Genomic DNA, 17,775 nt, shown 5'->3' on the forward strand with positions numbered 1-17,775 from the left:
TCCGATATAACTATTTAATCTCTTTACCTGATTTAACAGCGATTTTGATTTTCTTACCGTCTTTGATTTCATAACGGATTCTAGTGCGTTCACCTGATTCAGGATCAACGTGCATTACGTTTGAAACGTGAATTGCTGCTTCAGTCTCTAAGATTCCACCATCTGGATTATCTTGAGTAGGTTTTTGGTGCTTCTTAACAATGTTCACACCTTCAACAACAACACGGTCTTTAGAAGGAATAGCTTTTAATACTGTGCCTGTTTTTCCTTTATCTTTTCCGCTGATAACAATAACTTTATCACCTGATTTAACGTGCATCGTTTGGCGCACCTCCTTGTATATTTTAATGAATTATAGTACTTCTGGTGCTAATGAGATGATTCTCATGAAGTTGCCTTCACGTAATTCACGAGCTACTGGTCCGAAAATACGAGTTCCTCTAGGACCTTTGTCATCACGAATGATCACACATGCGTTCTCATCGAATTTAATATATGAACCGTCTTCACGACGCACACCTGTTTTAGTTCTTACGATGACAGCCTTAACGACGTCACCTTTCTTGACAACACCACCAGGTGTTGCTTGTTTTACAGTTGCAACAACAACGTCACCGATATTAGCTGTTTTACGACCTGTACCACCAAGTACTTTGATCGTCAATACTTCACGAGCTCCTGAGTTGTCGGCAACTTTCATACGAGATTCTTGTTGAATCATGCGAGGTTACCTCCCTTTTACTTGGTTTAGATAATTACTGATTCTTCTACGATTTCCACTAGACGGAAACGTTTCGTCGCCGATAACGGACGTGTTTCTTGGATTTTAACAATATCGCCCATTTTAGCTGAGTTATTTGCATCGTGTGCTTTGTATTTCTTAGAATACTTCACACGTTTACCAATAATTGGATGTTTTTTGTATGTTTCTACAAGTACTGTAATTGTCTTATCCATTTTGTCAGACACTACACGGCCTTGGTAAACTTTACGTTCGTTTTTACCTTCCACTATTATAGAACCTCCCCTAAATTATTGATTCGCTTTAGCTTCTTCAATTTCTCTTTCGCGGATTGTAGTTTTCATTCTCGCGATTGTTTTTCTTACCTCTTTGATACGAGCAGTGTTCTCTAGCTGACCTGTAGCTAGTTGAAAGCGTAAGTTGAAGAGTTCTTCTTTGAGTTCTTTAATATTCGATTCGATTTCTGATGTAGTTAAATCACGGATTTCCTTAGCCTTCATTCGTATCACCACCTAATTCTTCACGTTTAACGATCTTTGTTTTTACTGGTAATTTGTGGCTTGCAAGTCTTAATGCTTCTCTTGCTACTTCTTCAGAAACACCTGCAACCTCAAACATTACGCGGCCTGGTTTAACTGATGCGATCCATTGTTCAACTGCACCTTTACCAGAACCCATACGTACTTCTAATGGTTTCTTTGTGAGTGGCGTGTGTGGGAAGATGTTGATCCATACTTTACCGCCACGTTTCATATAACGTGTCATCGCGATACGTGCTGCTTCGATTTGTCTTGAAGTAACCCAAGATGTTGTCGTAGCTTGTAAGCCGTAATCGCCAAAACTTACTTGATTCCCGCCTTTAGACTTACCTTTAACGCTAGGTCTATGTTGACGACGGTACTTAACTCTTTTTGGTAATAACATTTACAAGTGCTCCTCTCTTAGTTATTTTTTTTAGTTGGAAGAACTTCTCCACGGTAAACCCATACTTTAACGCCTAACTTACCATAAGTAGTGTCAGCTTCTTCATGTGCGTAATCAATGTCTGCACGAAGTGTATGAAGTGGTACTGTTCCTTCGTTATAGCCTTCAGCACGAGCGATGTCTGCACCGCCAAGACGTCCTGATACTTGTGTTTTAATACCTTTTGCTCCAGATCTCATAGCTCTCTGGATAGCTTGTTTTTGTGCTCTACGGAAAGATACACGGTTTTCTAATTGACGTGCAATGCTTTCTGCAACGAGTTTAGCGTCGATGTCCACTCTCTTAACTTCGATAACGTTAATGTGGATACGCTTGTTAGTTAATTTAACTAATGCGTTACGTAATTTTTCAATCTCGCTACCACCTTTACCGATAACCATACCCGGTTTACCAGTATGTAGAGCGATATTAATACGGTTTGCAGCACGCTCGATCTCAACTTTAGATACAGCTGCATCTTTTAGGTTCGTTTCAATATATTTACGGATTTCTAAGTCTTCGTGTAATAAAGTTGCAAAGTCTTTATCCGCATACCATTTTGCTTCCCAGTCTTTAATAACGCCTACGCGTAGACCAGTTGGATTAATCTTTTGACCCAAAATAATTCCCTCCTTGTATTATTCAGCGTTTTCTTCTGTAGCTTCTTCTGCTACTTGTTCTTTTTCACTTACTACTACTGTGATGTGGCTCGTACGTTTAAGAATTTGTGTCGCACGACCTTGTGCTCTCGGACGGAAACGTTTAAGTGTTGGTCCTTCGTTAGCATAGATTTCTGATACATATAAGTTGTCAGTATCCATATCATAGTTGTGTTCAGCATTTGCAACAGCTGATAAAACTAATTTTTCAACAACTGATGCTGCTCTTTTGTTAGTAAGTTTAAGAAGTGCTACTGCTTCGCCAACGTCTTTACCTCTTACAAGGTCAAGTACTAAACGTACTTTACGTGGTGCAATACGTACTGTTCTTGCAACTGCTTTCGCTTGCATCTCGGTTCCTCCTTTGTAGGGTGTTTATCTATTATCTTCTAGTTTTCTTGTCATCTGCACCGTGACCTTTGTACGTTCTAGTAGGAGTAAACTCACCAAGTTTGTGTCCAACCATGTCTTCCGTTACGTATACAGGTACGTGCTTGCGTCCGTCATAAACTGCGATTGTGTGTCCGATGAAGTTCGGGAAAATCGTAGAACGACGTGACCATGTTTTAATCACACTCTTTTTGTCTGATTCATTGAGTGCTTCAACTTTTTTCATTAAGTGACCATCAACAAAAGGTCCTTTTTTAACACTACGTGCCATTATGGCGCCTCCCTTCAATTAGCATGTGCGGCAGAAGCCGCACATTCAATTGATCTATTATTTCTTACGTCTTCTGATAATTAACTTGCTAGATTTTTTCTTCTTGTTACGAGTTTTCTTACCAAGAGCTGGTTTACCCCAAGGTGATACTGGAGCTGGACGTCCGATTGGAGTTCTACCTTCACCACCACCGTGTGGGTGATCGTTAGGGTTCATTGCAGAACCACGAACCGTTGGTCTCTTACCTGCCCATCTAGAACGACCTGCTTTACCTACGTTAACAAGCTCATGTTGCTCGTTACCTACAGAACCAACTGTAGCGCGGCAAGTGAGTAAAATCATTCTCATCTCGCCTGAAGCAAGACGTACGATTGCGTATTTTCCTTCTTTACCAAGTAACTGTGCTGAAGCTCCCGCTGAACGCGCGATTTGTCCACCTTTACCGGGTTTTAATTCGATATTGTGAATCGTTGTACCCATTGGTAAATCAGCTAAAGTAAGTGTGTTACCTACTTTGATGTCTGCGTCTTTACCGCTCATGATTTCTTGCCCAACCACTAATCCTTTTGGTGCGATGATATATCTCTTCTCACCATCCGCATATGCTACTAACGCGATGTTAGCAGAACGGTTTGGATCGTATTCGATTGTTTTAACGCGTGCAGGAATTCCATCCTTGTTACGTTTAAAATCGATCACTCTGTATTGACGCTTATGTCCGCCACCTTTGTGACGTACAGTAATTTTACCTTGATGGTTACGTCCCGCTCTTTTCGGTAGCGGCTGTAATAATGAACGCTCTGGAGTAGTTGAAGTAATCTCAGAGTAGTCCAGGCTTGTCATATTACGACGAGCGTTTGTAGTTGGCTTATAATGTTTAATTGCCATCCTCGTTTTACCTCCCTAATGGTATCCTTCTATATAAGTTAGAAGATTTCGATTGAACCTTCGCTTAATTTTACAATTGCTTTTCTTCTTCTGTTTGTATAGCCTTCGTAACGACCCATGCGTTTTTTCTTAGGCTTAACATTCATAATGTTTACTTTTTCAACTTTCACGTCGAAAATTTCTTCAATTGCGCGTTTAACTTGTGTTTTGTTGGCTCTAACATCTACATCAAATGTGTATTTGTTTTCTGACATTAAGTCAGCAGAACGTTCAGTGATTACTGGACGTTTGATAATGTCGCGTGCTTCCATTACCCAAGTACCTCCTCTGCTTTTTTAATTGCTCCCTCCGTGAAAATAACACGGTCTGCAGAAAGGATATCTAGTACGTTAAGGCCAGTTGCAGTGATTACTCTAACTCCTTGAAGGTTGTTAGCTGATTTTTCAACTGCTTCATTTCTATCCTCAAGTACGATTAGTGCTTTTTTATCAGCACCTAACTTTCCTAAGATTGAGACAAGCTCTTTAGTTTTTGGAGCTTCTAATTTGAAGTCATCAACTACAGTTAACACTTCTTCGTTCACTCGTGCAGATAATGCTGAGCGGATCGCTAAGCGTCTCATTTTTCTCGGCATTTTGAATGAATGACTTCTTGGAGTTGGTCCGAATACCACTCCACCGCCAACCATGTGTGGCGCACGGATTGTACCTTGACGTGCGTTACCTGTTCCTTTTTGTCTGAATGGTTTTCTACCACCACCGCGTACTTCTGAACGGTTTTTAACTTTATGGTTACCTTGTCTTAAAGATGCACGTTGAAGAGTTACTGCTTCAAATAATGCATGTTGGTTAGGTTCAATTCCGAAAACTGAATCGTTAAGTTCGATTGAGCTCACTTTTGAACCTTCAATAGATAATACATCTACGTTTGCCATTGTGTTATATCCTCCCTTCCTTATTAGTTAACACCTTTAATTGCTGATTGAATTTTTACGAAACCTTTTTTAGGTCCTGGAACGTTACCTTTAACAAGGATTACGTTGCGTTCTTCGTCAACTCTTACGATTTCTAGGTTTTGAAGAGTTACTTTCTCTCCACCCATACGTCCTGGTAATGCTTTACCTTTTAGTACGTGTCCTGGGTCAACCATACCCATTGAACCTGGTCTTCTGTGGTAACGTGAACCGTGGCTCATAGGTCCGCGGCTTTGACCGTGACGCTTAATGTTACCTTGGAAACCTTTACCTTTAGATGTTCCTGTTACGTCAACGATGTCGCCTGCTACGAATGTATTTACAGAGACTTCTTGACCTACGTCGAATTCATCTACATTTAAATTGCGGAATTCGCGTATGAAGCGCTTAGGAGCAGCACCAGATGCTTTAGCATGTCCAGTTTCTGCTTTATTCGCAAATTTGTTAGTTCTTCTAGATGGTTTGTACTCTTGTTTAGAGTCGAATCCGATTTGGATTGCGTTGTAGCCATCAACTTCTTCTGTTTTCTTTTGAACGACAACGTTTCCTGCCGCTTCAATTACTGTTACAGGGATTAATTCTCCGTTTTCACCGAAAACTTGAGTCATCCCAACTTTTCTACCTAAGATTCCTTTGGTCATCGAAAGTCGCACCTCCTGAAAATTTTATAGTTTAATTTCGATGTCCACACCAGATGGTAAGTTTAAGCCCATTAGAGCATCAACTGTTTTTGGTGTAGGGTTTAAAATGTCGATAAGACGCTTATGCGTACGTTGTTCAAATTGCTCACGTGAATCTTTGTACTTGTGTACCGCACGTAAGATTGTGTAAACAGTTCTTTCAGTTGGAAGTGGGATTGGTCCCGAAACTTCTGCACCAGAACGTTTAGCTGTTTCAACGATTTTTTCCGCTGATTGATCAAGCACTCTGTGCTCGTACGCTTTTAAACGAATACGAATTTTTTGTTTTGCCATTATTTTACCTCCTCGGTCGCCATCATTAATTGATAGACTTTCTCCACGAAAATTTTCTGTCACACATGCCATGGCAATGCGGCCGGGTGTGTCAGTAACCTCTCGTTTCAGCGATAATCATGTGCGAAGCCAGGTCTATCAAGGCTTAGCATCGCATTATGTGAACCAAAAATGGCCACAGTTAAGTCCAACGTTATAAATAATACATGAAAAGAGCGAGAAAATCAAGAGTTAACTTGAATTTTTTCGCTCTTTTTATCATTTAATTTATTTCCGTCGAAAATTGTCTTTTCATTATAATATAAAAATAAAGTAAAGTACAAATAAAATTGCTAGTGACCACATCACAGGATTCACTTGCTTTCTTTTGCCTGCCATCATAAGTGTAATTGGATAGAAGATAAACCCAATCGCAATCCCTGTAGCAATACTGTACGTGAGTGGCATAAGTAATACTGTCAAGAATGCTGGTACCGCAATTTCAAATCTTGACCATTCGATACGTGATAAGTTCGATGCCATTAGCGCACCTACAATAATTAATGCTGGTGCTGTCACTTCAGATGTAAACATCACGATGAGTGGCGAGAAGAAAATTGCAAATAAGAACAGGAACGCTGTCACGACACTTGCGAAACCACTACGTGCTCCAGCTGCAACACCTGCTGTAGATTCTACATATGATGTTGTTGTTGATGTACCAAGAATTGCACCTGAAATTGTTGCAAGCGAATCCGAAACAAGCGCACGTCCTGCTCTTGGCAATTTATTATCTTTAATCAAGTTTGCTTGCGAAGCAACTCCTACTAATGTACCCGCTGTATCAAAGAAGTCTACAAAAAGAAATGTTAATACTACAACTAAGAATTGTAAGTTAAAAATCTCTGCTGGGTTTTTGAATCCTTCAAAAGCTGCTCCGAAAGTTGGTGCGATACTTGGCACTTTACTCACAATCGCTTCAGGCATTGGTAGTAGTCCAAATAAAAGTCCAGATATTGCTGTTACGATCATTCCAATAAAGATCGCTGCTGGTACGCGTTTCGCCATTAAAACAACAGTTAAGACAATACCAAATACAGCAAGTAATACTTTCGCATCATGGAAGTTACCCACATGTACTAACGTATTCGGATCCGCAACTATAATACCTGCACCTTGTAACCCAACGAATGCAATGAAGAATCCAATACCGGCACTAACCGCCATCTTCATTTCCATTGGTATAGAGTTAATCACGTACTCTCTTAAACCAGATGCAGTTAAAATTACGAATAAAACACCCGAGATTAAAACACCCGTTAATGCTGTTTGCCAAGGAATACCCATCCCTAAAACTACAGCAAATGCGAAGAACGCATTTAGACCCATACCTGGTGCTAGGGCAATCGGATACCTTGCATAGACACCCATAACTAGAGTTCCGACAAATGCAGCTAAACATGTAGCTACGAACACTGCGTTAATATCCATACGCATGCTGTCAGGCACACCATCAACACCAGCAAGTGATAACATCGCTGGGTTAACTGCTAAAATATACGCCATTGATAGGAACGTTGTGATACCACCGACAATTTCTTTGCGATAATTGGTACCGAGTTGTTCAAACTCAAAATACTTTTTCATTCTCTTCTCCTTATCTCTTCTATATTATATGAAGGACAAATTTTCTTACTTGTATTACGCTAAGTACGGATATATTCTAGACCTTTTTTCATCACAACGCAATACTTTTTCGCTCATTTCCGAATGTTTTATCAATATTTATATATATCATTCGTGTTCGGTAGAATTTTCAAAATATGTACATCTATAAAATGGTTAATAGTTGTTCTTCTAGGGTAACTTAAAGATTGGAGGGATGATTATGGATAAAAAGATTAAACTAACTTCATTGTTACTCGCATTAACACTTACACTAGCTGCATGTGGGTCAAGTGACTCAAATTCAGATAATACTAGTGAGGATAATTCCTCAAATCAGCAGACGGAGGAAACTTCGAATGATTCATCTACTGAAGATGATGACAATAACGACGATGCAGATGACAACACAGAGAATGATGAAGGTGATGACAACTCAGACGACAACGCATCATCTGAAACTGATTCATCAGAAATTAATTTAGATTCATATGATTCAACAATTGAAGATGCAATTAAAAAAGCTCAGTCAAACTTCGATGGACAACTGACTGACATCGGTTTAGAAAGAGAAAACAATAAATGGGTTTATAAAATAGAACTCGAAAGCGACTCTGAAGAGTACGATGTTTCATACGATGTCAATACTCTAGATATCATTGAAGAAGAGAAAGACTCTGAAAATGATGACGAAGATAACGAATATTTCAAATATGAAGAACTCATCACTTTCGATGAAGCCATAATAAAAGCTAAAAGTGAAGTTGATGGTAAAGCAACAGAAATTAGCACTGACTTTGACGATGGCGTGCTATATTATGAAGTTTCTATTCAAAATCAAAACGGCGAAGACGTTGATGTAATCATCGACGCGAAGTCTGGCGAAACAGTAGAAATAGATGAATAAACTTTATGGAGGCAACTAAACGGTTGTCTCTATTTTGCTTTATAACAACAGTAACTTTTTATGATATGATAATACCAAGTCTATAGGAGTGATACATATGAACTTAGAACAAAAACTCGAAGAGTTAAAATATGATTACATCCGTCTGCAGGGTGATCTTGAAAAAATAGAATCTACAGGTAATAGTCCTGAAAAGATGATCGCAAAGTTACATCAATTAGAAGATGAAATGCGCGATCTTAAAAAGGAAATTCGTGCGCGTCAATCGTTGGAGGATTTAGATGAAAAATAGTTTAATGAAGCATATTGTTTTTATCATGCTTGTACAGTTTTTAATTTATTTTGGTTTCAGTATGATTATTCCAGTGATGCCGCAGCTCATTGTGGACTACAATGTCAGCACGATGCATCTTGGGTTTGTACTTGCGATTTATTCTATTGCGAGCTTTATTTCAGCACCATTCTTTGGAATGTTGAGTGATAAGACAGGAAGACGTCCGCTCTTAATTGTTGGACTGCTTGTTTTCGCACTGAGCTTCTTTATATTTGCTGTATTGTCTCATAGCTTAACAGTTTTATATATTACTCGTTTTGTTGGTGGTATGGCATCAGGTGCATTATATACTGCGACCACGTCTATGGTTGCAGATCTCACTTCTGTACAAGAACGTACGAAGTACATGGGGCTCGTTGGTATGAGTGTGGGATTCGGTTTCGTATTCGGCCCTGGTATTGGAGGAATGCTTGGTTCAGTAGCGATGAGCATGCCGTTCTTTATGACGTCTGCAGTAATCTTAGTCGCTTTAATTGTCGCATTCCTGTTCATTCAAGAAACGTACAAACCATCAACAGTACCTCAAGGTAAGATTACCATGGCTAAAGAATATTTCATACAACCTGTAGGTATTTTACTTGTCGCGACATTCTTCGTTATGTTTATGATGAGCGGAATGGAGAGTACATTCCAATTACTAGGACAAAAGCTAATTAATATCACTCCAGGACAAATGGGTGTATTATTCTTTATTGGTGGTATTTTTAACGTGATTGTTCAAGGTGGTATAATTAGAAAGTTAAAAGATGGACAAGAGTATCCAGCCATGATTATTGGTCAAGTACTCGCACTCATCGCGTTCATTATGTTACCTTTTATGACAGGTCTCGTTTATGCCGGTGTGTGTATCGTGTTACTTATGAGTGGTAACGCACTTGTGAAGACACTGATGACGAGTCAGATCACTAAAGAGGCATTGAGCCATGAAGTTGGGAAGTTAACAGCAACGACTTATTCATTAGACAGTCTTGGACGAATCGCAGGACCGATATTCTTTAACTTATTGTTTGTGATGTATTATGGATTACCATTCTACTTCGGTGCACTCATGGTACTCTTATCTACATTCTTTATCTACCAATATTTCAGAAAAAGGGGTAATTATGCGTGAGTGTTTTAACAACATTACTACTTCTCATGTATTTAACCGTTTCTATGTTTACGATTTTATTCTTAAGATCGAAGCTATTTGATGGACTTCGCATTCTTTCTGGAATTGTATTCTTAGTTATGATTATTGCATTTATTTTACCAGTGATGGGGATCGATAAATACCTGATACTCGCTCTCGGTATCGCCATCATTTCATCAGTAGAAATTACTTCGTATAAGCAGTATAAAGGAGACGACAAGCGACTCTTTCTCATTCATGCATTCACAATTGCAATGAGCCTTGTCTTGATTATTTTATTATTCACAATTTAGGAGGGAAGTAACGTGACACGAGTTATACTCATCTTGCTATTATTCATTCAGCTATTGTTTTTTGTTAACTTTACACTGAATGATGGCATACTATTTTTCAATGTATACATTTGGGTCTCTGTCGCGTTAATTTCTATCGTAGCTGGGGCAAGAGATTTTATGAAAGATCAAATTTCTAACGATTCCACTCAGCTTCATGGTTATTTCTCTCTCACACTCGTGACGTTATCATTATCAAGCCTTGTGTTTGTACTGTATATCGTTGTAACTGAACCCTATTATCTATAGAAAAAGACTTCCTCGTTTGAGGAAGTCTTTATTTTTTTCTTAATCTATTTAATGCGATCTTCGTCTTTTGTGCTGCTGGAATTGCGATATTTAGTAAGTGATACACCGGTCTATTTAAGATAAAATCAAACTCTCCGATTTTATTCGACACCTTCGTCCCCCATTGACTTTTGAATTGCCATAGGCCAAAGTATTCTGAGTCTTTAGCTGGTGAAACAGACACGCCACCAAAGTCATAAGATTCTGCACCGTGTGCGCGTGCGTACTGCATCATATGAAACTGCATGTGGTGATTTGGAAGGAAGTCTCTAAAATCGTTCGATGATGCGCCGTATAAGTAATAGGCTTTTTTACCACTCTGTGCGTATAGCGCACCTGAGAGCACTGCACCTTCTGGATATTTTTCTTCAATATATTTTGTTTCTTCCACTTGTTGGTTAAGTTTCTCTAAACGATTGTTTAAGTTCTCGAGCAAATTCTCACGTTTCGTTTCGTCTTTATTTTTCTCTGCTTTTTTAATGTCTTTTTGTACTTTTTTAATATCATTTTCTAGATTCTCGCGCACTTCTTTACCATGAAGTTCTACCAAGAAAAGTTCCATATGGCCGTTTGGATTTAACGCATCATACATTGATTCAAAGTACGTGATATCACGTGTTAAGAATCCATCACGTTCGCCCGTGATCTTCATGAGTTCGTGAAATGTTTTTAAACCTTCACGGTCACTTTTCTTAACCACTGTTCCAGTTTTCAGTGCACGACGCACTCTTGTACGATTATTTCTTTCAAAACTATTCAAGAGCTCTTTGTCAGAAAGAGAAACATCTGTCACCATCGTTTGTCGTGGCTGAATCGCATCTTTGCTCATTCCATCTACAAATCCGTGGTGGATAAACCCAAGTCCTTTAAGAAGTTTGAACGCTTCTCTATCTGTCTCTTCAATATCTGGGTCAATCTTGATGACGTACGCATGCTCTTTTTTGGCTTCTTCAATAGCCGAAGCAAGGAGTGCTTTCACTGCAAGCGTATCGTTATAATCGACTACAAATCCGCGTGAGATATAGCACAGTGTATATTTCACTTTCGGCAACTTCTTAAATTGTAGAGTCGCAACGCCCTTTACTTCATCACCGTTACCTACTGCGATACGTTTAGAATACCACCCTGTCAATTCTTTTGAAGTTGCCCAATCAGACAGTTGTAATAGGTCTCCATTTGGGTGGTTCTCAATAAACGTGTTATGTTCTTGTTCAGTTAAGATCATGTGTTGCATTTAATTCCGCCCTCTTATACTTCATTTTGATATATAATAACATCTGAAAGGTGAGATTTATGAAAAATCTATTCGTTATTTTCTTTATCATTTTTAACGCTTGGAATGCGTTTGATATATATACAAATTATGCACATGACGAGATTATCTCGCTCCTAAGCATCCGCATTATGGTATTTGTTATATCATTTGTACTCTCAGTCATTTACATTATCGTAAGAAGTCCAAAGAGTACCGTGATTTTATCTATTATAAATATTATTGTAGCACTCATTCATGGTTACATGATTTTAGTCACTTATCTTTAGATTGTTTCTTTGTTGTTTTTCGTCGAAACGTAATAGCTTAATATTAGTCCAGATAGGAATAATAAGACTGATAAAATCCATTGTACTGTATTTGTCGGCATACCATGGTAGATCGGGAAGCTTGAACCGAGTAGTAATCCGATGATGAACGCGTATGTTAGATACGTAAAGTGTGTTAATAGATAGTGAATGAATTTACTTGCGAAAATAACACCAAATACAATACCAAATCCAGTCGCAAATAAGACAGGTAACACTTCAAAATTGAAGCTTGTGAATTCAGAAATTGAATAAATAACGACTGGATATGCTCCGAGAATGAGTAAGATGACTGATCCGGATAGTCCTGGAAGTACAAGTGCTGTTGCACCTAAGAATCCAGATATGAATAAAAACAGGAGTACGCCAGGCGATGTATCGACCTCTGTTACATCTTGTACACCCGTGTTAACAGTGGACAGGAAGTACATACCGACTATCGTTATAACAATTAAAATATAATGCACTGCTTTGAATTCGTATTTGTAGTTACCGAGTTTAAACATCATTGGCACCACACCAAATACGAGTCCTAAGAAGAACCAGTGAACGATAATCGTGTGATTCACAAGGAAATAATTTATAACGGATGACATCGAAAGAATCGCAATTGCCATACCTATGATCAGCGGGAAAACAAATCCTGCTGCTTTTTTAAAATCTTTTGAAAATAGTTTTTGAATTGAGATGAGTAGTTCATCATAAATACCGAGTAATAAAGCGAGGGTTCCACTACTGATTCCAGGAATCAGTTCTACAATTCCCATCAGAAAACCTCTTAAAATATTAAACCATCTAATCATTGATTTACCTCACATTAAAATTTAACAGCATTAATTTTATCATAATTGCTTGAATTATACTCGAATAAGTACGATGATATAATAGAAATTAATGTTAATTTCTTGTAAACTATTATTAAAACATTTGGGGGCCCACTCTATGAGCATCTCTCCACTCGAACTATTTTTTACTTTTATTGGTGGACTAGGGATATTTTTATACGGTATTAAGCAAATGGGTGACGGACTGCAAGCAGCAGCTGGTGACCGTTTGCGCGAAATCTTAAATCGCATGACTCAAACGCCAATCCGCGGTATCTTCGCGGGTATGATTGTGACTATTTTAATTCAGAGCAGTTCTGGTACAACAGTGATTACGATTGGCCTTGTGTCTGCTGGGTTTATCACTCTTAGACAAGCAATCGGAGTGATTATGGGTGCCAATATCGGTACGACAGTAACTGCATTTATTATCGGTTTAAACATCGGTGACTATGGATTACCAGTACTTGCGCTTGGTTCATTCATGCTCTTCTTCTTTAATAAACCAGTCATCAACAACTTAGGACGTGTGTTCTTTGGATTTGGTGCACTATTCTTTGGACTCGATTTAATGGGTAACGGGGTAAAACCGCTTGCCGATTTACCGTGGTTCACTGATTTAATGCTACAGATGAGTGACAGTAGCTTCTTAGGACTTGCGGTTGGGTTAATCTTAACTCTTATTGTGCAAAGTTCAAGTGCGACCATTGCGATTCTACAGAACTTCTACTTGAACGATCTTGTAGACTTAAACGCAGCACTTCCTGTATTACTTGGTGATAATATTGGTACAACTATTACTGCTATTCTTGCAGCACTTGTAGGATCACTCGCAGCAAAACGTGCAGCAGCCGTTCACGTTATCTTTAACGTTATTGGTGCAATTATCTTTATGGTACTCATGCCGTTATTTATTTGGTATGTTGGTACACTTGAATCGGTATTACACTTAAACAAACCGATGACAATCGCATTTGCACACGCATCATACAACATTATCAATACGTTAATACAATTACCGTTCATCGGTGTCTTAGCATGGATTGTAACAAAAATTGTTCCTGGACGTGATCTTTCAGAGGATTACAAGCCAAACTTACTTGATCCGAACTTGATGAAACAATCGCCACAACTTGCGATACAAAGTGCACAGACAGAGATTCAAAACTTAAGCAGTCTCGTTTCAGATACATTCTCTGACTTAAAAGAGTATGTTGAAACTGGCAATTCTAAAACGTATCGACGCGTTATAGAAAAAGTTCAACTGACGGAAAACATTCAAGAAAGCATTCGTAAATATCTCATGCGTATGAATGACTTTGAAAATAGACGTCAAGCAGATTCAGAAAACTTAGCAGCACTATTAGAAATTACACGACTTTTAACAAAAGCATCTCACCTCACAGGTGATTTCGCTGAAAAATATCACAAGAAAAATGAATCAGATCTCCTCTTATCTGAAGATGCGAAACTCGGTATTGAAACTTTAATGCATCACATCGAGCGTATTCTAAGACTGACGTCTGAATCTATCGACATCTACAACCCAAGTGGTCTAGAGGAAGTGATACAGCTTGGAAACCAGTCAAATAGAATTGAAAACAAATTGCGCCAAGACCATGTAGAACGTCTAAACACAGGAGCATGCTCTCCAGACTCTGGTGCAATGTACGCAGAGCTTATCAGTGACTTAGAACGCATTGGTTATAATGCAAGAAACATATCAGAAACAATTCTCTATACTACTAGAGAAACGTTACCTGACGAATTCATCGTATATGATTAAACTTTTAAAAGCGTGACTTATAGTCACGCTCTTTTTTATATAAAAAAGCCATCCATTTGGACGGCTTTTTAAGCTTACAATGTTACGGGAGCGCTTTCTTTTTGTACACGATTCACTCTTTCAGATTCTGTTTTTATCTTTCTAATATCTTGTCTAATAATCATTGAAATTACGAGAGCGACCACAAAGAATCCAACAAATATGTATAGCGTTAAGTTATAGCTATTTGTTGCTTCACGGACTTTAGAAACGATGAAAGGTCCAACGAGTCCTGCCATTGCCCATGCAGTCAGAATGTATCCGTGGATTGCTCCGAGTTGCTTAGTGCCAAATAAGTCAGCAATGTATGCTGGGATTGCTGAGAATCCTCCACCATAGCAACTAATCATAATGAATAACATTAACATGAATAATAATGCGTTTGATGTAAATGGTAATAAGGCAAAGATTACAATTTGTATAATAAAGAATGTTGTGTAAAGGTTCGGCCTTCCAATGTAATCAGAAATTGTCGCCCAGATAAGACGTCCAGCACCGTTAAATACACCCATAATTCCTACCATAACCGCTGCAGTCGCAGTCGATAGTCCAGCGACTTCTTGTCCCATTGGACTTGCAACTGCAAGTATTGCAATTCCACATGTGACGTTAATAAATAACATTAACCATAGGAAATAGAATCTACGTGTTTTAATCGCTTCGTTTGCAACGAGTTGAACGTAGTCTTTTTTGACAGTATTGGCTTCACTTAAATCAAGCCCCTTAGGATGATAGCCCTCGACTGGCTTTTCAAGATAAAGACTCGCACAAATCATGATGACAAAATATACAGCTGCCATGATGTAAAATGTGTTTGAAATTCCTACTGAATTAATCAGACTACTCATCACTGGACTTGCAATCATTGCGGCAAAACCGAATCCCATAATAGCAAGGCCAGTCGCCATACCGCGTCGATCTGGGAACCACTTAACGAGTGTTGAGACCGGTGTGATATACCCGATACCTAGACCAATCCCTCCGAGTACGCCGTATCCGAGATAAAGAAGATATAAATTTTCAATGGAAACTGCGTAACCTGAAAGCGCAAGTCCTGAAGCAAAAAAGATTGTGGAGATGAGTCCAGATTTTCTTGGACCATGTTTTTCAACAAAGTGTCCCATAAATGCTGCTGACACTCCTAAAAAGAAAATAGCGATGCTAAATATGAGCGACACTTCACTGAGTGTCCACCCAATTTGTTCTTGAAGCGGACTGGTGAATACACTCCATGCATACACTGAGCCTATTGAGATATGTAACCCAACGCCTGCAAGTGCAATTAACCAGCGATTCTTTGTCTTAATCATATAACTCCTCCTTCAGCCAAAAACACTGTAAAATGACAGTATAGAGAATTCTCTATACTTGTTTAGTGTGATTATATTATTAATATAGAGAATATTCAATAAATATTTTAGGAGTTTTACTAGTGGACATTATCATTCACAAAAATATCACTCGTTATAATGACGCAGAGTTCGTTGATGAGACGGACATTATCGCTGTGGAATTCCCGCTCACAATATATATTAATGACGTAGAATTTGCGACTTTAGTATGTACACCTGATCATCTTGAAGATCTTGTTATTGGATTTTTAGCATCTGAGGGTGTGATTCGTTCATTTGATGATATCATTTCAATGAATATAGATGAAGGCAGTGGATTTTGTCACATCGAATCTAAGCGTGATATCGATCCAAATTATTTTAACTTCACTAAACGCGTGCTCGGATCATGTTGTGGGAAAAGTAGACAGTTTTATTTCCAAAACGACATGCAGATGTCTAAAATATCCGCTGCTAAAGTGTCACTCACTCCTGAACAAGTCATCACGCTTCAAACTGAACTTCAAGAATCGTCAGACACGTTCAAAGAGACTGGAGCGATACATAACGCGTGCATTTCCACTCCAGACGGTATTATCATCCACCGGGGGGATATTGGGCGTCACAACGCTCTAGACAAGTTGTACGGCTATTGTCTACGTAACCGAATTACTGTACACGATAAAATTATCGTGTTTAGTGGGCGTATTTCCTCGGAAATATTAACGAAGGCTTCGAAGATAGGTGTGGGGATCGTTCTTTCTAAAGCAGCCCCAACAGACCTTGCCATTGACCTAGCGAATGATTTAAACATCACAGCCGTTGGGTTTATTAGAAAAGGGACATTCAATGTATACAGTCATCCATGGCGCATCAAAAAAGAGGCGGAGTAAGTTAAGTTACTCTGCCTCTTCTTTATACATATACTCTTCTTTTTTTGCTGGCTCTAGGGATAATCTTTCATAAAATGCATCCATGTTTCGTGCAATTGAACCTGCCCAGTGGATATCTGTTGCGTATAAATGCGTCCCTGGATTATCAGGATTCCATCTCATCTTGTATACCGTGTTTTGATTATTATCTAAATAATTTTCGCGTATAAACTTAGCGCCACCCTTGATTGCACGCTCAGGGGAATTCCAATTTCCACGCTTAGCGAAACTAGAACCTTCTTCTATAGCTGCATGGTCGAACGCTCCGATACCAAAAAAGTTATAGTATTTTTCACCCTCAACTGTGATTCCTTTTGCGAGCTCTGAATGCCCGTTCCCTGTTTCAATCAAGGCGTGTGCAATTAAATAAACAGCACTCACATCATATTCTTTTTCCGCTTCAACAAAATATTTTCCAGTACTTTCTAGAACTCCTTTGTCTCTTAGAAGTTCATTCGCTTCATCAGCAGTAATGTTTGAATTAATATCGATTCTAATAAATTCAAACATATTTCTTTTGTCTACACGCATCGCGTCTGTGATATCTTCTTGACTTGCTGGAATTAGGTATCCATGTTCATCAAACACAAGATCTTCAGTTCCATTATTCAGTTGTCGGTCAACGGCTTCCTGAAACGTATACATTGGCTCTGCCTCCTTTGTAACGAGCGTCTGCATAGAAATGACGAATGCGAGTATGAATAGTGCGATTACGACTAGTAATAAAATGACTTGTGCGTGTGATAGATTTAATTTTTTCATACTATCCTTCCAAATAAAACAAG

At 38.7% G+C, this 17,775-nt stretch carries 26 protein-coding genes; 8 read left to right on the forward strand and 18 right to left on the reverse strand.

Annotation, left to right across the window (positions count from 1 at the left end):
• Positions 1-10 precede the first annotated feature (10 nt).
• The 14 genes from rplX to IEU51_RS05480 form a co-directional block, all read right to left on the reverse strand.
• Entirely contained in the window at positions 11-319 is a 309-nt protein-coding gene (gene rplX, locus IEU51_RS05415) for a 50S ribosomal protein L24 (protein ID WP_186086374.1), read from the reverse strand.
• 33 nt (positions 320-352) lie between these two features.
• Positions 353-721 (reverse strand): 50S ribosomal protein L14, encoded by a 369-nt coding sequence (gene rplN / locus IEU51_RS05420; protein ID WP_186076631.1) that lies wholly within the window; start codon positions 719-721, stop codon positions 353-355.
• Positions 722-747: 26 nt separating this feature from the next.
• Positions 748-1,011, reverse strand: coding sequence for a 30S ribosomal protein S17 (rpsQ, locus tag IEU51_RS05425; protein ID WP_186086371.1), 264 nt, complete (start codon positions 1,009-1,011; stop codon positions 748-750).
• 21 nt (positions 1,012-1,032) lie between these two features.
• Positions 1,033-1,242 carry a 50S ribosomal protein L29 gene (rpmC, locus tag IEU51_RS05430; RefSeq protein WP_186086368.1) on the reverse strand — a complete coding sequence of 70 codons (210 nt, stop codon included), beginning with the start codon at positions 1,240-1,242 and terminating at the stop codon, positions 1,033-1,035.
• Positions 1,232-1,666, reverse strand: a complete 435-nt coding sequence (gene rplP / locus IEU51_RS05435) for a 50S ribosomal protein L16 (protein ID WP_186086365.1) — start codon at positions 1,664-1,666, stop codon at positions 1,232-1,234. Before rplP ends, rpmC begins: the two co-directional genes overlap by 11 nt.
• A 17-nt stretch (positions 1,667-1,683) precedes the next feature.
• Positions 1,684-2,325: a 30S ribosomal protein S3 gene (gene rpsC, locus IEU51_RS05440; RefSeq protein ID WP_186086362.1), complete on the reverse strand. Its 642-nt coding sequence runs from the start codon at positions 2,323-2,325 to the stop codon at positions 1,684-1,686.
• A gap of 18 nt (positions 2,326-2,343) precedes the next feature.
• The gene (gene rplV / locus IEU51_RS05445) at positions 2,344-2,715 is read right to left on the reverse strand and encodes a 50S ribosomal protein L22 (protein WP_186086359.1); all 372 of its coding nucleotides are present in this window, start codon (positions 2,713-2,715) and stop codon (positions 2,344-2,346) included.
• A 31-nt stretch (positions 2,716-2,746) separates the two neighbouring features.
• Positions 2,747-3,025 carry a 30S ribosomal protein S19 gene (gene rpsS, locus IEU51_RS05450; RefSeq protein WP_186086342.1) on the reverse strand — a complete coding sequence of 93 codons (279 nt, stop codon included), beginning with the start codon at positions 3,023-3,025 and terminating at the stop codon, positions 2,747-2,749.
• A gap of 57 nt (positions 3,026-3,082) precedes the next feature.
• Positions 3,083-3,913 (reverse strand): 50S ribosomal protein L2, encoded by an 831-nt coding sequence (gene rplB, locus IEU51_RS05455; RefSeq protein ID WP_186086339.1) that lies wholly within the window; start codon positions 3,911-3,913, stop codon positions 3,083-3,085.
• Positions 3,914-3,951: 38 nt separating this feature from the next.
• On the reverse strand, positions 3,952-4,224 hold the full coding sequence (rplW, locus tag IEU51_RS05460; protein ID WP_186086336.1) for a 50S ribosomal protein L23: 273 nt from the start codon (positions 4,222-4,224) through the stop codon (positions 3,952-3,954).
• The gene (gene rplD, locus IEU51_RS05465) at positions 4,224-4,847 is read right to left on the reverse strand and encodes a 50S ribosomal protein L4 (protein ID WP_186086333.1); all 624 of its coding nucleotides are present in this window, start codon (positions 4,845-4,847) and stop codon (positions 4,224-4,226) included. Before rplD ends, rplW begins: the two co-directional genes overlap by 1 nt.
• 23 nt (positions 4,848-4,870) lie before the next feature.
• Positions 4,871-5,527 carry a 50S ribosomal protein L3 gene (gene rplC, locus IEU51_RS05470; RefSeq protein ID WP_186086331.1) on the reverse strand — a complete coding sequence of 219 codons (657 nt, stop codon included), beginning with the start codon at positions 5,525-5,527 and terminating at the stop codon, positions 4,871-4,873.
• Positions 5,528-5,551: 24 nt separating this feature from the next.
• Positions 5,552-5,860 carry a 30S ribosomal protein S10 gene (rpsJ, locus tag IEU51_RS05475; RefSeq protein ID WP_186076609.1) on the reverse strand — a complete coding sequence of 103 codons (309 nt, stop codon included), beginning with the start codon at positions 5,858-5,860 and terminating at the stop codon, positions 5,552-5,554.
• Between the two features lie 294 nt (positions 5,861-6,154).
• The gene (locus IEU51_RS05480) at positions 6,155-7,486 is read right to left on the reverse strand and encodes an NCS2 family permease (protein WP_186086328.1); all 1,332 of its coding nucleotides are present in this window, start codon (positions 7,484-7,486) and stop codon (positions 6,155-6,157) included.
• Positions 7,487-7,727: 241 nt separating this feature from the next.
• Between IEU51_RS05480 and IEU51_RS05485 the strand changes: the two genes are divergently transcribed.
• The 5 genes from IEU51_RS05485 to IEU51_RS05505 all read left to right on the forward strand — a co-directional run bounded on the left by IEU51_RS05485 (position 7,728) and on the right by IEU51_RS05505 (position 10,458).
• Positions 7,728-8,411 carry a PepSY domain-containing protein gene (locus IEU51_RS05485; RefSeq protein WP_186086325.1) on the forward strand — a complete coding sequence of 228 codons (684 nt, stop codon included), beginning with the start codon at positions 7,728-7,730 and terminating at the stop codon, positions 8,409-8,411.
• A gap of 97 nt (positions 8,412-8,508) precedes the next feature.
• On the forward strand, positions 8,509-8,703 hold the full coding sequence (locus IEU51_RS05490) for an SE1832 family protein (RefSeq protein WP_186086322.1): 195 nt from the start codon (positions 8,509-8,511) through the stop codon (positions 8,701-8,703).
• On the forward strand, positions 8,693-9,856 hold the full coding sequence (locus tag IEU51_RS05495; protein WP_229713877.1) for an MFS transporter: 1,164 nt from the start codon (positions 8,693-8,695) through the stop codon (positions 9,854-9,856). Before IEU51_RS05490 ends, IEU51_RS05495 begins: the two co-directional genes overlap by 11 nt.
• Positions 9,853-10,170 (forward strand): hypothetical protein, encoded by a 318-nt coding sequence (locus IEU51_RS05500; protein ID WP_229713879.1) that lies wholly within the window; start codon positions 9,853-9,855, stop codon positions 10,168-10,170. The genes IEU51_RS05495 and IEU51_RS05500 overlap by 4 nt, the downstream gene beginning before the upstream one ends.
• A gap of 12 nt (positions 10,171-10,182) precedes the next feature.
• Positions 10,183-10,458, forward strand: coding sequence for a hypothetical protein (locus IEU51_RS05505; RefSeq protein ID WP_186086319.1), 276 nt, complete (start codon positions 10,183-10,185; stop codon positions 10,456-10,458).
• Positions 10,459-10,486: 28 nt separating this feature from the next.
• Here the strand turns inward: IEU51_RS05505 and IEU51_RS05510 are convergent, their stop codons facing one another.
• Positions 10,487-11,731, reverse strand: coding sequence for a lipid II:glycine glycyltransferase FemX (locus IEU51_RS05510; RefSeq protein ID WP_186086316.1), 1,245 nt, complete (start codon positions 11,729-11,731; stop codon positions 10,487-10,489).
• 59 nt (positions 11,732-11,790) lie between these two features.
• Here IEU51_RS05510 and IEU51_RS05515 point away from each other — a divergent pair, with 59 nt between their 5' ends.
• Positions 11,791-12,039: a hypothetical protein gene (locus tag IEU51_RS05515; protein ID WP_186086314.1), complete on the forward strand. Its 249-nt coding sequence runs from the start codon at positions 11,791-11,793 to the stop codon at positions 12,037-12,039.
• On the opposite strand, the gene IEU51_RS05520 is transcribed toward IEU51_RS05515, so the two are convergent.
• Positions 12,036-12,845, reverse strand: coding sequence for a DUF368 domain-containing protein (locus tag IEU51_RS05520; protein ID WP_186086311.1), 810 nt, complete (start codon positions 12,843-12,845; stop codon positions 12,036-12,038). The two genes, IEU51_RS05515 and IEU51_RS05520, sit on opposite strands and share 4 nt — an antisense overlap.
• A 175-nt stretch (positions 12,846-13,020) precedes the next feature.
• Here IEU51_RS05520 and IEU51_RS05525 point away from each other — a divergent pair, with 175 nt between their 5' ends.
• Complete coding sequence (locus IEU51_RS05525) at positions 13,021-14,688, forward strand: Na/Pi cotransporter family protein (protein WP_186086309.1); 1,668 nt, start codon at positions 13,021-13,023, stop codon at positions 14,686-14,688.
• A 74-nt stretch (positions 14,689-14,762) separates the two neighbouring features.
• Here the strand turns inward: IEU51_RS05525 and IEU51_RS05530 are convergent, their stop codons facing one another.
• Positions 14,763-16,037, reverse strand: coding sequence for an L-lactate MFS transporter (locus tag IEU51_RS05530; RefSeq protein ID WP_186086306.1), 1,275 nt, complete (start codon positions 16,035-16,037; stop codon positions 14,763-14,765).
• A gap of 122 nt (positions 16,038-16,159) precedes the next feature.
• Here IEU51_RS05530 and fdhD point away from each other — a divergent pair, with 122 nt between their 5' ends.
• Positions 16,160-16,951 carry a formate dehydrogenase accessory sulfurtransferase FdhD gene (fdhD, locus tag IEU51_RS05535; RefSeq protein WP_186086303.1) on the forward strand — a complete coding sequence of 264 codons (792 nt, stop codon included), beginning with the start codon at positions 16,160-16,162 and terminating at the stop codon, positions 16,949-16,951.
• Between the two features lie 6 nt (positions 16,952-16,957).
• On the opposite strand, the gene IEU51_RS05540 is transcribed toward fdhD, so the two are convergent.
• Positions 16,958-17,752, reverse strand: a complete 795-nt coding sequence (locus IEU51_RS05540) for an N-acetylglucosaminidase (RefSeq protein ID WP_186086300.1) — start codon at positions 17,750-17,752, stop codon at positions 16,958-16,960.
• Positions 17,753-17,775 lie beyond the last annotated feature (23 nt).

It is taken from the genome of Phocicoccus schoeneichii (assembly GCF_014635565.1).
In the GTDB taxonomy this organism is placed as follows: Bacteria; Bacillota; Bacilli; order Staphylococcales; family Salinicoccaceae; genus Phocicoccus; species Phocicoccus schoeneichii.

Excerpts from the sequence above, each read along its gene's own strand:
- IEU51_RS05510 (WP_186086316.1), bottom strand. The coding sequence starts at position 11,731 with ATGCAACACATGATCTTAACTGAACAAGAACATAACACGTTTATTGAG.
- rplD (WP_186086333.1), bottom strand. The coding sequence starts at position 4,847 with ATGGCAAACGTAGATGTATTATCTATTGAAGGTTCAAAAGTGAGCTCA.
- rpmC (WP_186086368.1), bottom strand. The coding sequence starts at position 1,242 with ATGAAGGCTAAGGAAATCCGTGATTTAACTACATCAGAAATCGAATCG.
- IEU51_RS05520 (WP_186086311.1), bottom strand. The coding sequence starts at position 12,845 with ATGGGAATTGTAGAACTGATTCCTGGAATCAGTAGTGGAACCCTCGCT.
- rplP (WP_186086365.1), bottom strand. The coding sequence starts at position 1,666 with ATGTTATTACCAAAAAGAGTTAAGTACCGTCGTCAACATAGACCTAGC.
- IEU51_RS05485 (WP_186086325.1), top strand. The coding sequence starts at position 7,728 with ATGGATAAAAAGATTAAACTAACTTCATTGTTACTCGCATTAACACTT.
- rpsS (WP_186086342.1), bottom strand. The coding sequence starts at position 3,025 with ATGGCACGTAGTGTTAAAAAAGGACCTTTTGTTGATGGTCACTTAATG.
- rplX (WP_186086374.1), bottom strand. The coding sequence starts at position 319 with ATGCACGTTAAATCAGGTGATAAAGTTATTGTTATCAGCGGAAAAGAT.
- IEU51_RS05480 (WP_186086328.1), bottom strand. The coding sequence starts at position 7,486 with ATGAAAAAGTATTTTGAGTTTGAACAACTCGGTACCAATTATCGCAAA.
- IEU51_RS05540 (WP_186086300.1), bottom strand. The coding sequence starts at position 17,752 with ATGAAAAAATTAAATCTATCACACGCACAAGTCATTTTATTACTAGTC.
- IEU51_RS05530 (WP_186086306.1), bottom strand. The coding sequence starts at position 16,037 with ATGATTAAGACAAAGAATCGCTGGTTAATTGCACTTGCAGGCGTTGGG.
- rplB (WP_186086339.1), bottom strand. The coding sequence starts at position 3,913 with ATGGCAATTAAACATTATAAGCCAACTACAAACGCTCGTCGTAATATG.
- rplW (WP_186086336.1), bottom strand. The coding sequence starts at position 4,224 with ATGGAAGCACGCGACATTATCAAACGTCCAGTAATCACTGAACGTTCT.
- rpsJ (WP_186076609.1), bottom strand. The coding sequence starts at position 5,860 with ATGGCAAAACAAAAAATTCGTATTCGTTTAAAAGCGTACGAGCACAGA.
- IEU51_RS05515 (WP_186086314.1), top strand. The coding sequence starts at position 11,791 with ATGAAAAATCTATTCGTTATTTTCTTTATCATTTTTAACGCTTGGAAT.
- IEU51_RS05495 (WP_229713877.1), top strand. The coding sequence starts at position 8,693 with ATGAAAAATAGTTTAATGAAGCATATTGTTTTTATCATGCTTGTACAG.
- rplV (WP_186086359.1), bottom strand. The coding sequence starts at position 2,715 with ATGCAAGCGAAAGCAGTTGCAAGAACAGTACGTATTGCACCACGTAAA.
- rplN (WP_186076631.1), bottom strand. The coding sequence starts at position 721 with ATGATTCAACAAGAATCTCGTATGAAAGTTGCCGACAACTCAGGAGCT.
- rplC (WP_186086331.1), bottom strand. The coding sequence starts at position 5,527 with ATGACCAAAGGAATCTTAGGTAGAAAAGTTGGGATGACTCAAGTTTTC.
- IEU51_RS05525 (WP_186086309.1), top strand. The coding sequence starts at position 13,021 with ATGAGCATCTCTCCACTCGAACTATTTTTTACTTTTATTGGTGGACTA.
- IEU51_RS05490 (WP_186086322.1), top strand. The coding sequence starts at position 8,509 with ATGAACTTAGAACAAAAACTCGAAGAGTTAAAATATGATTACATCCGT.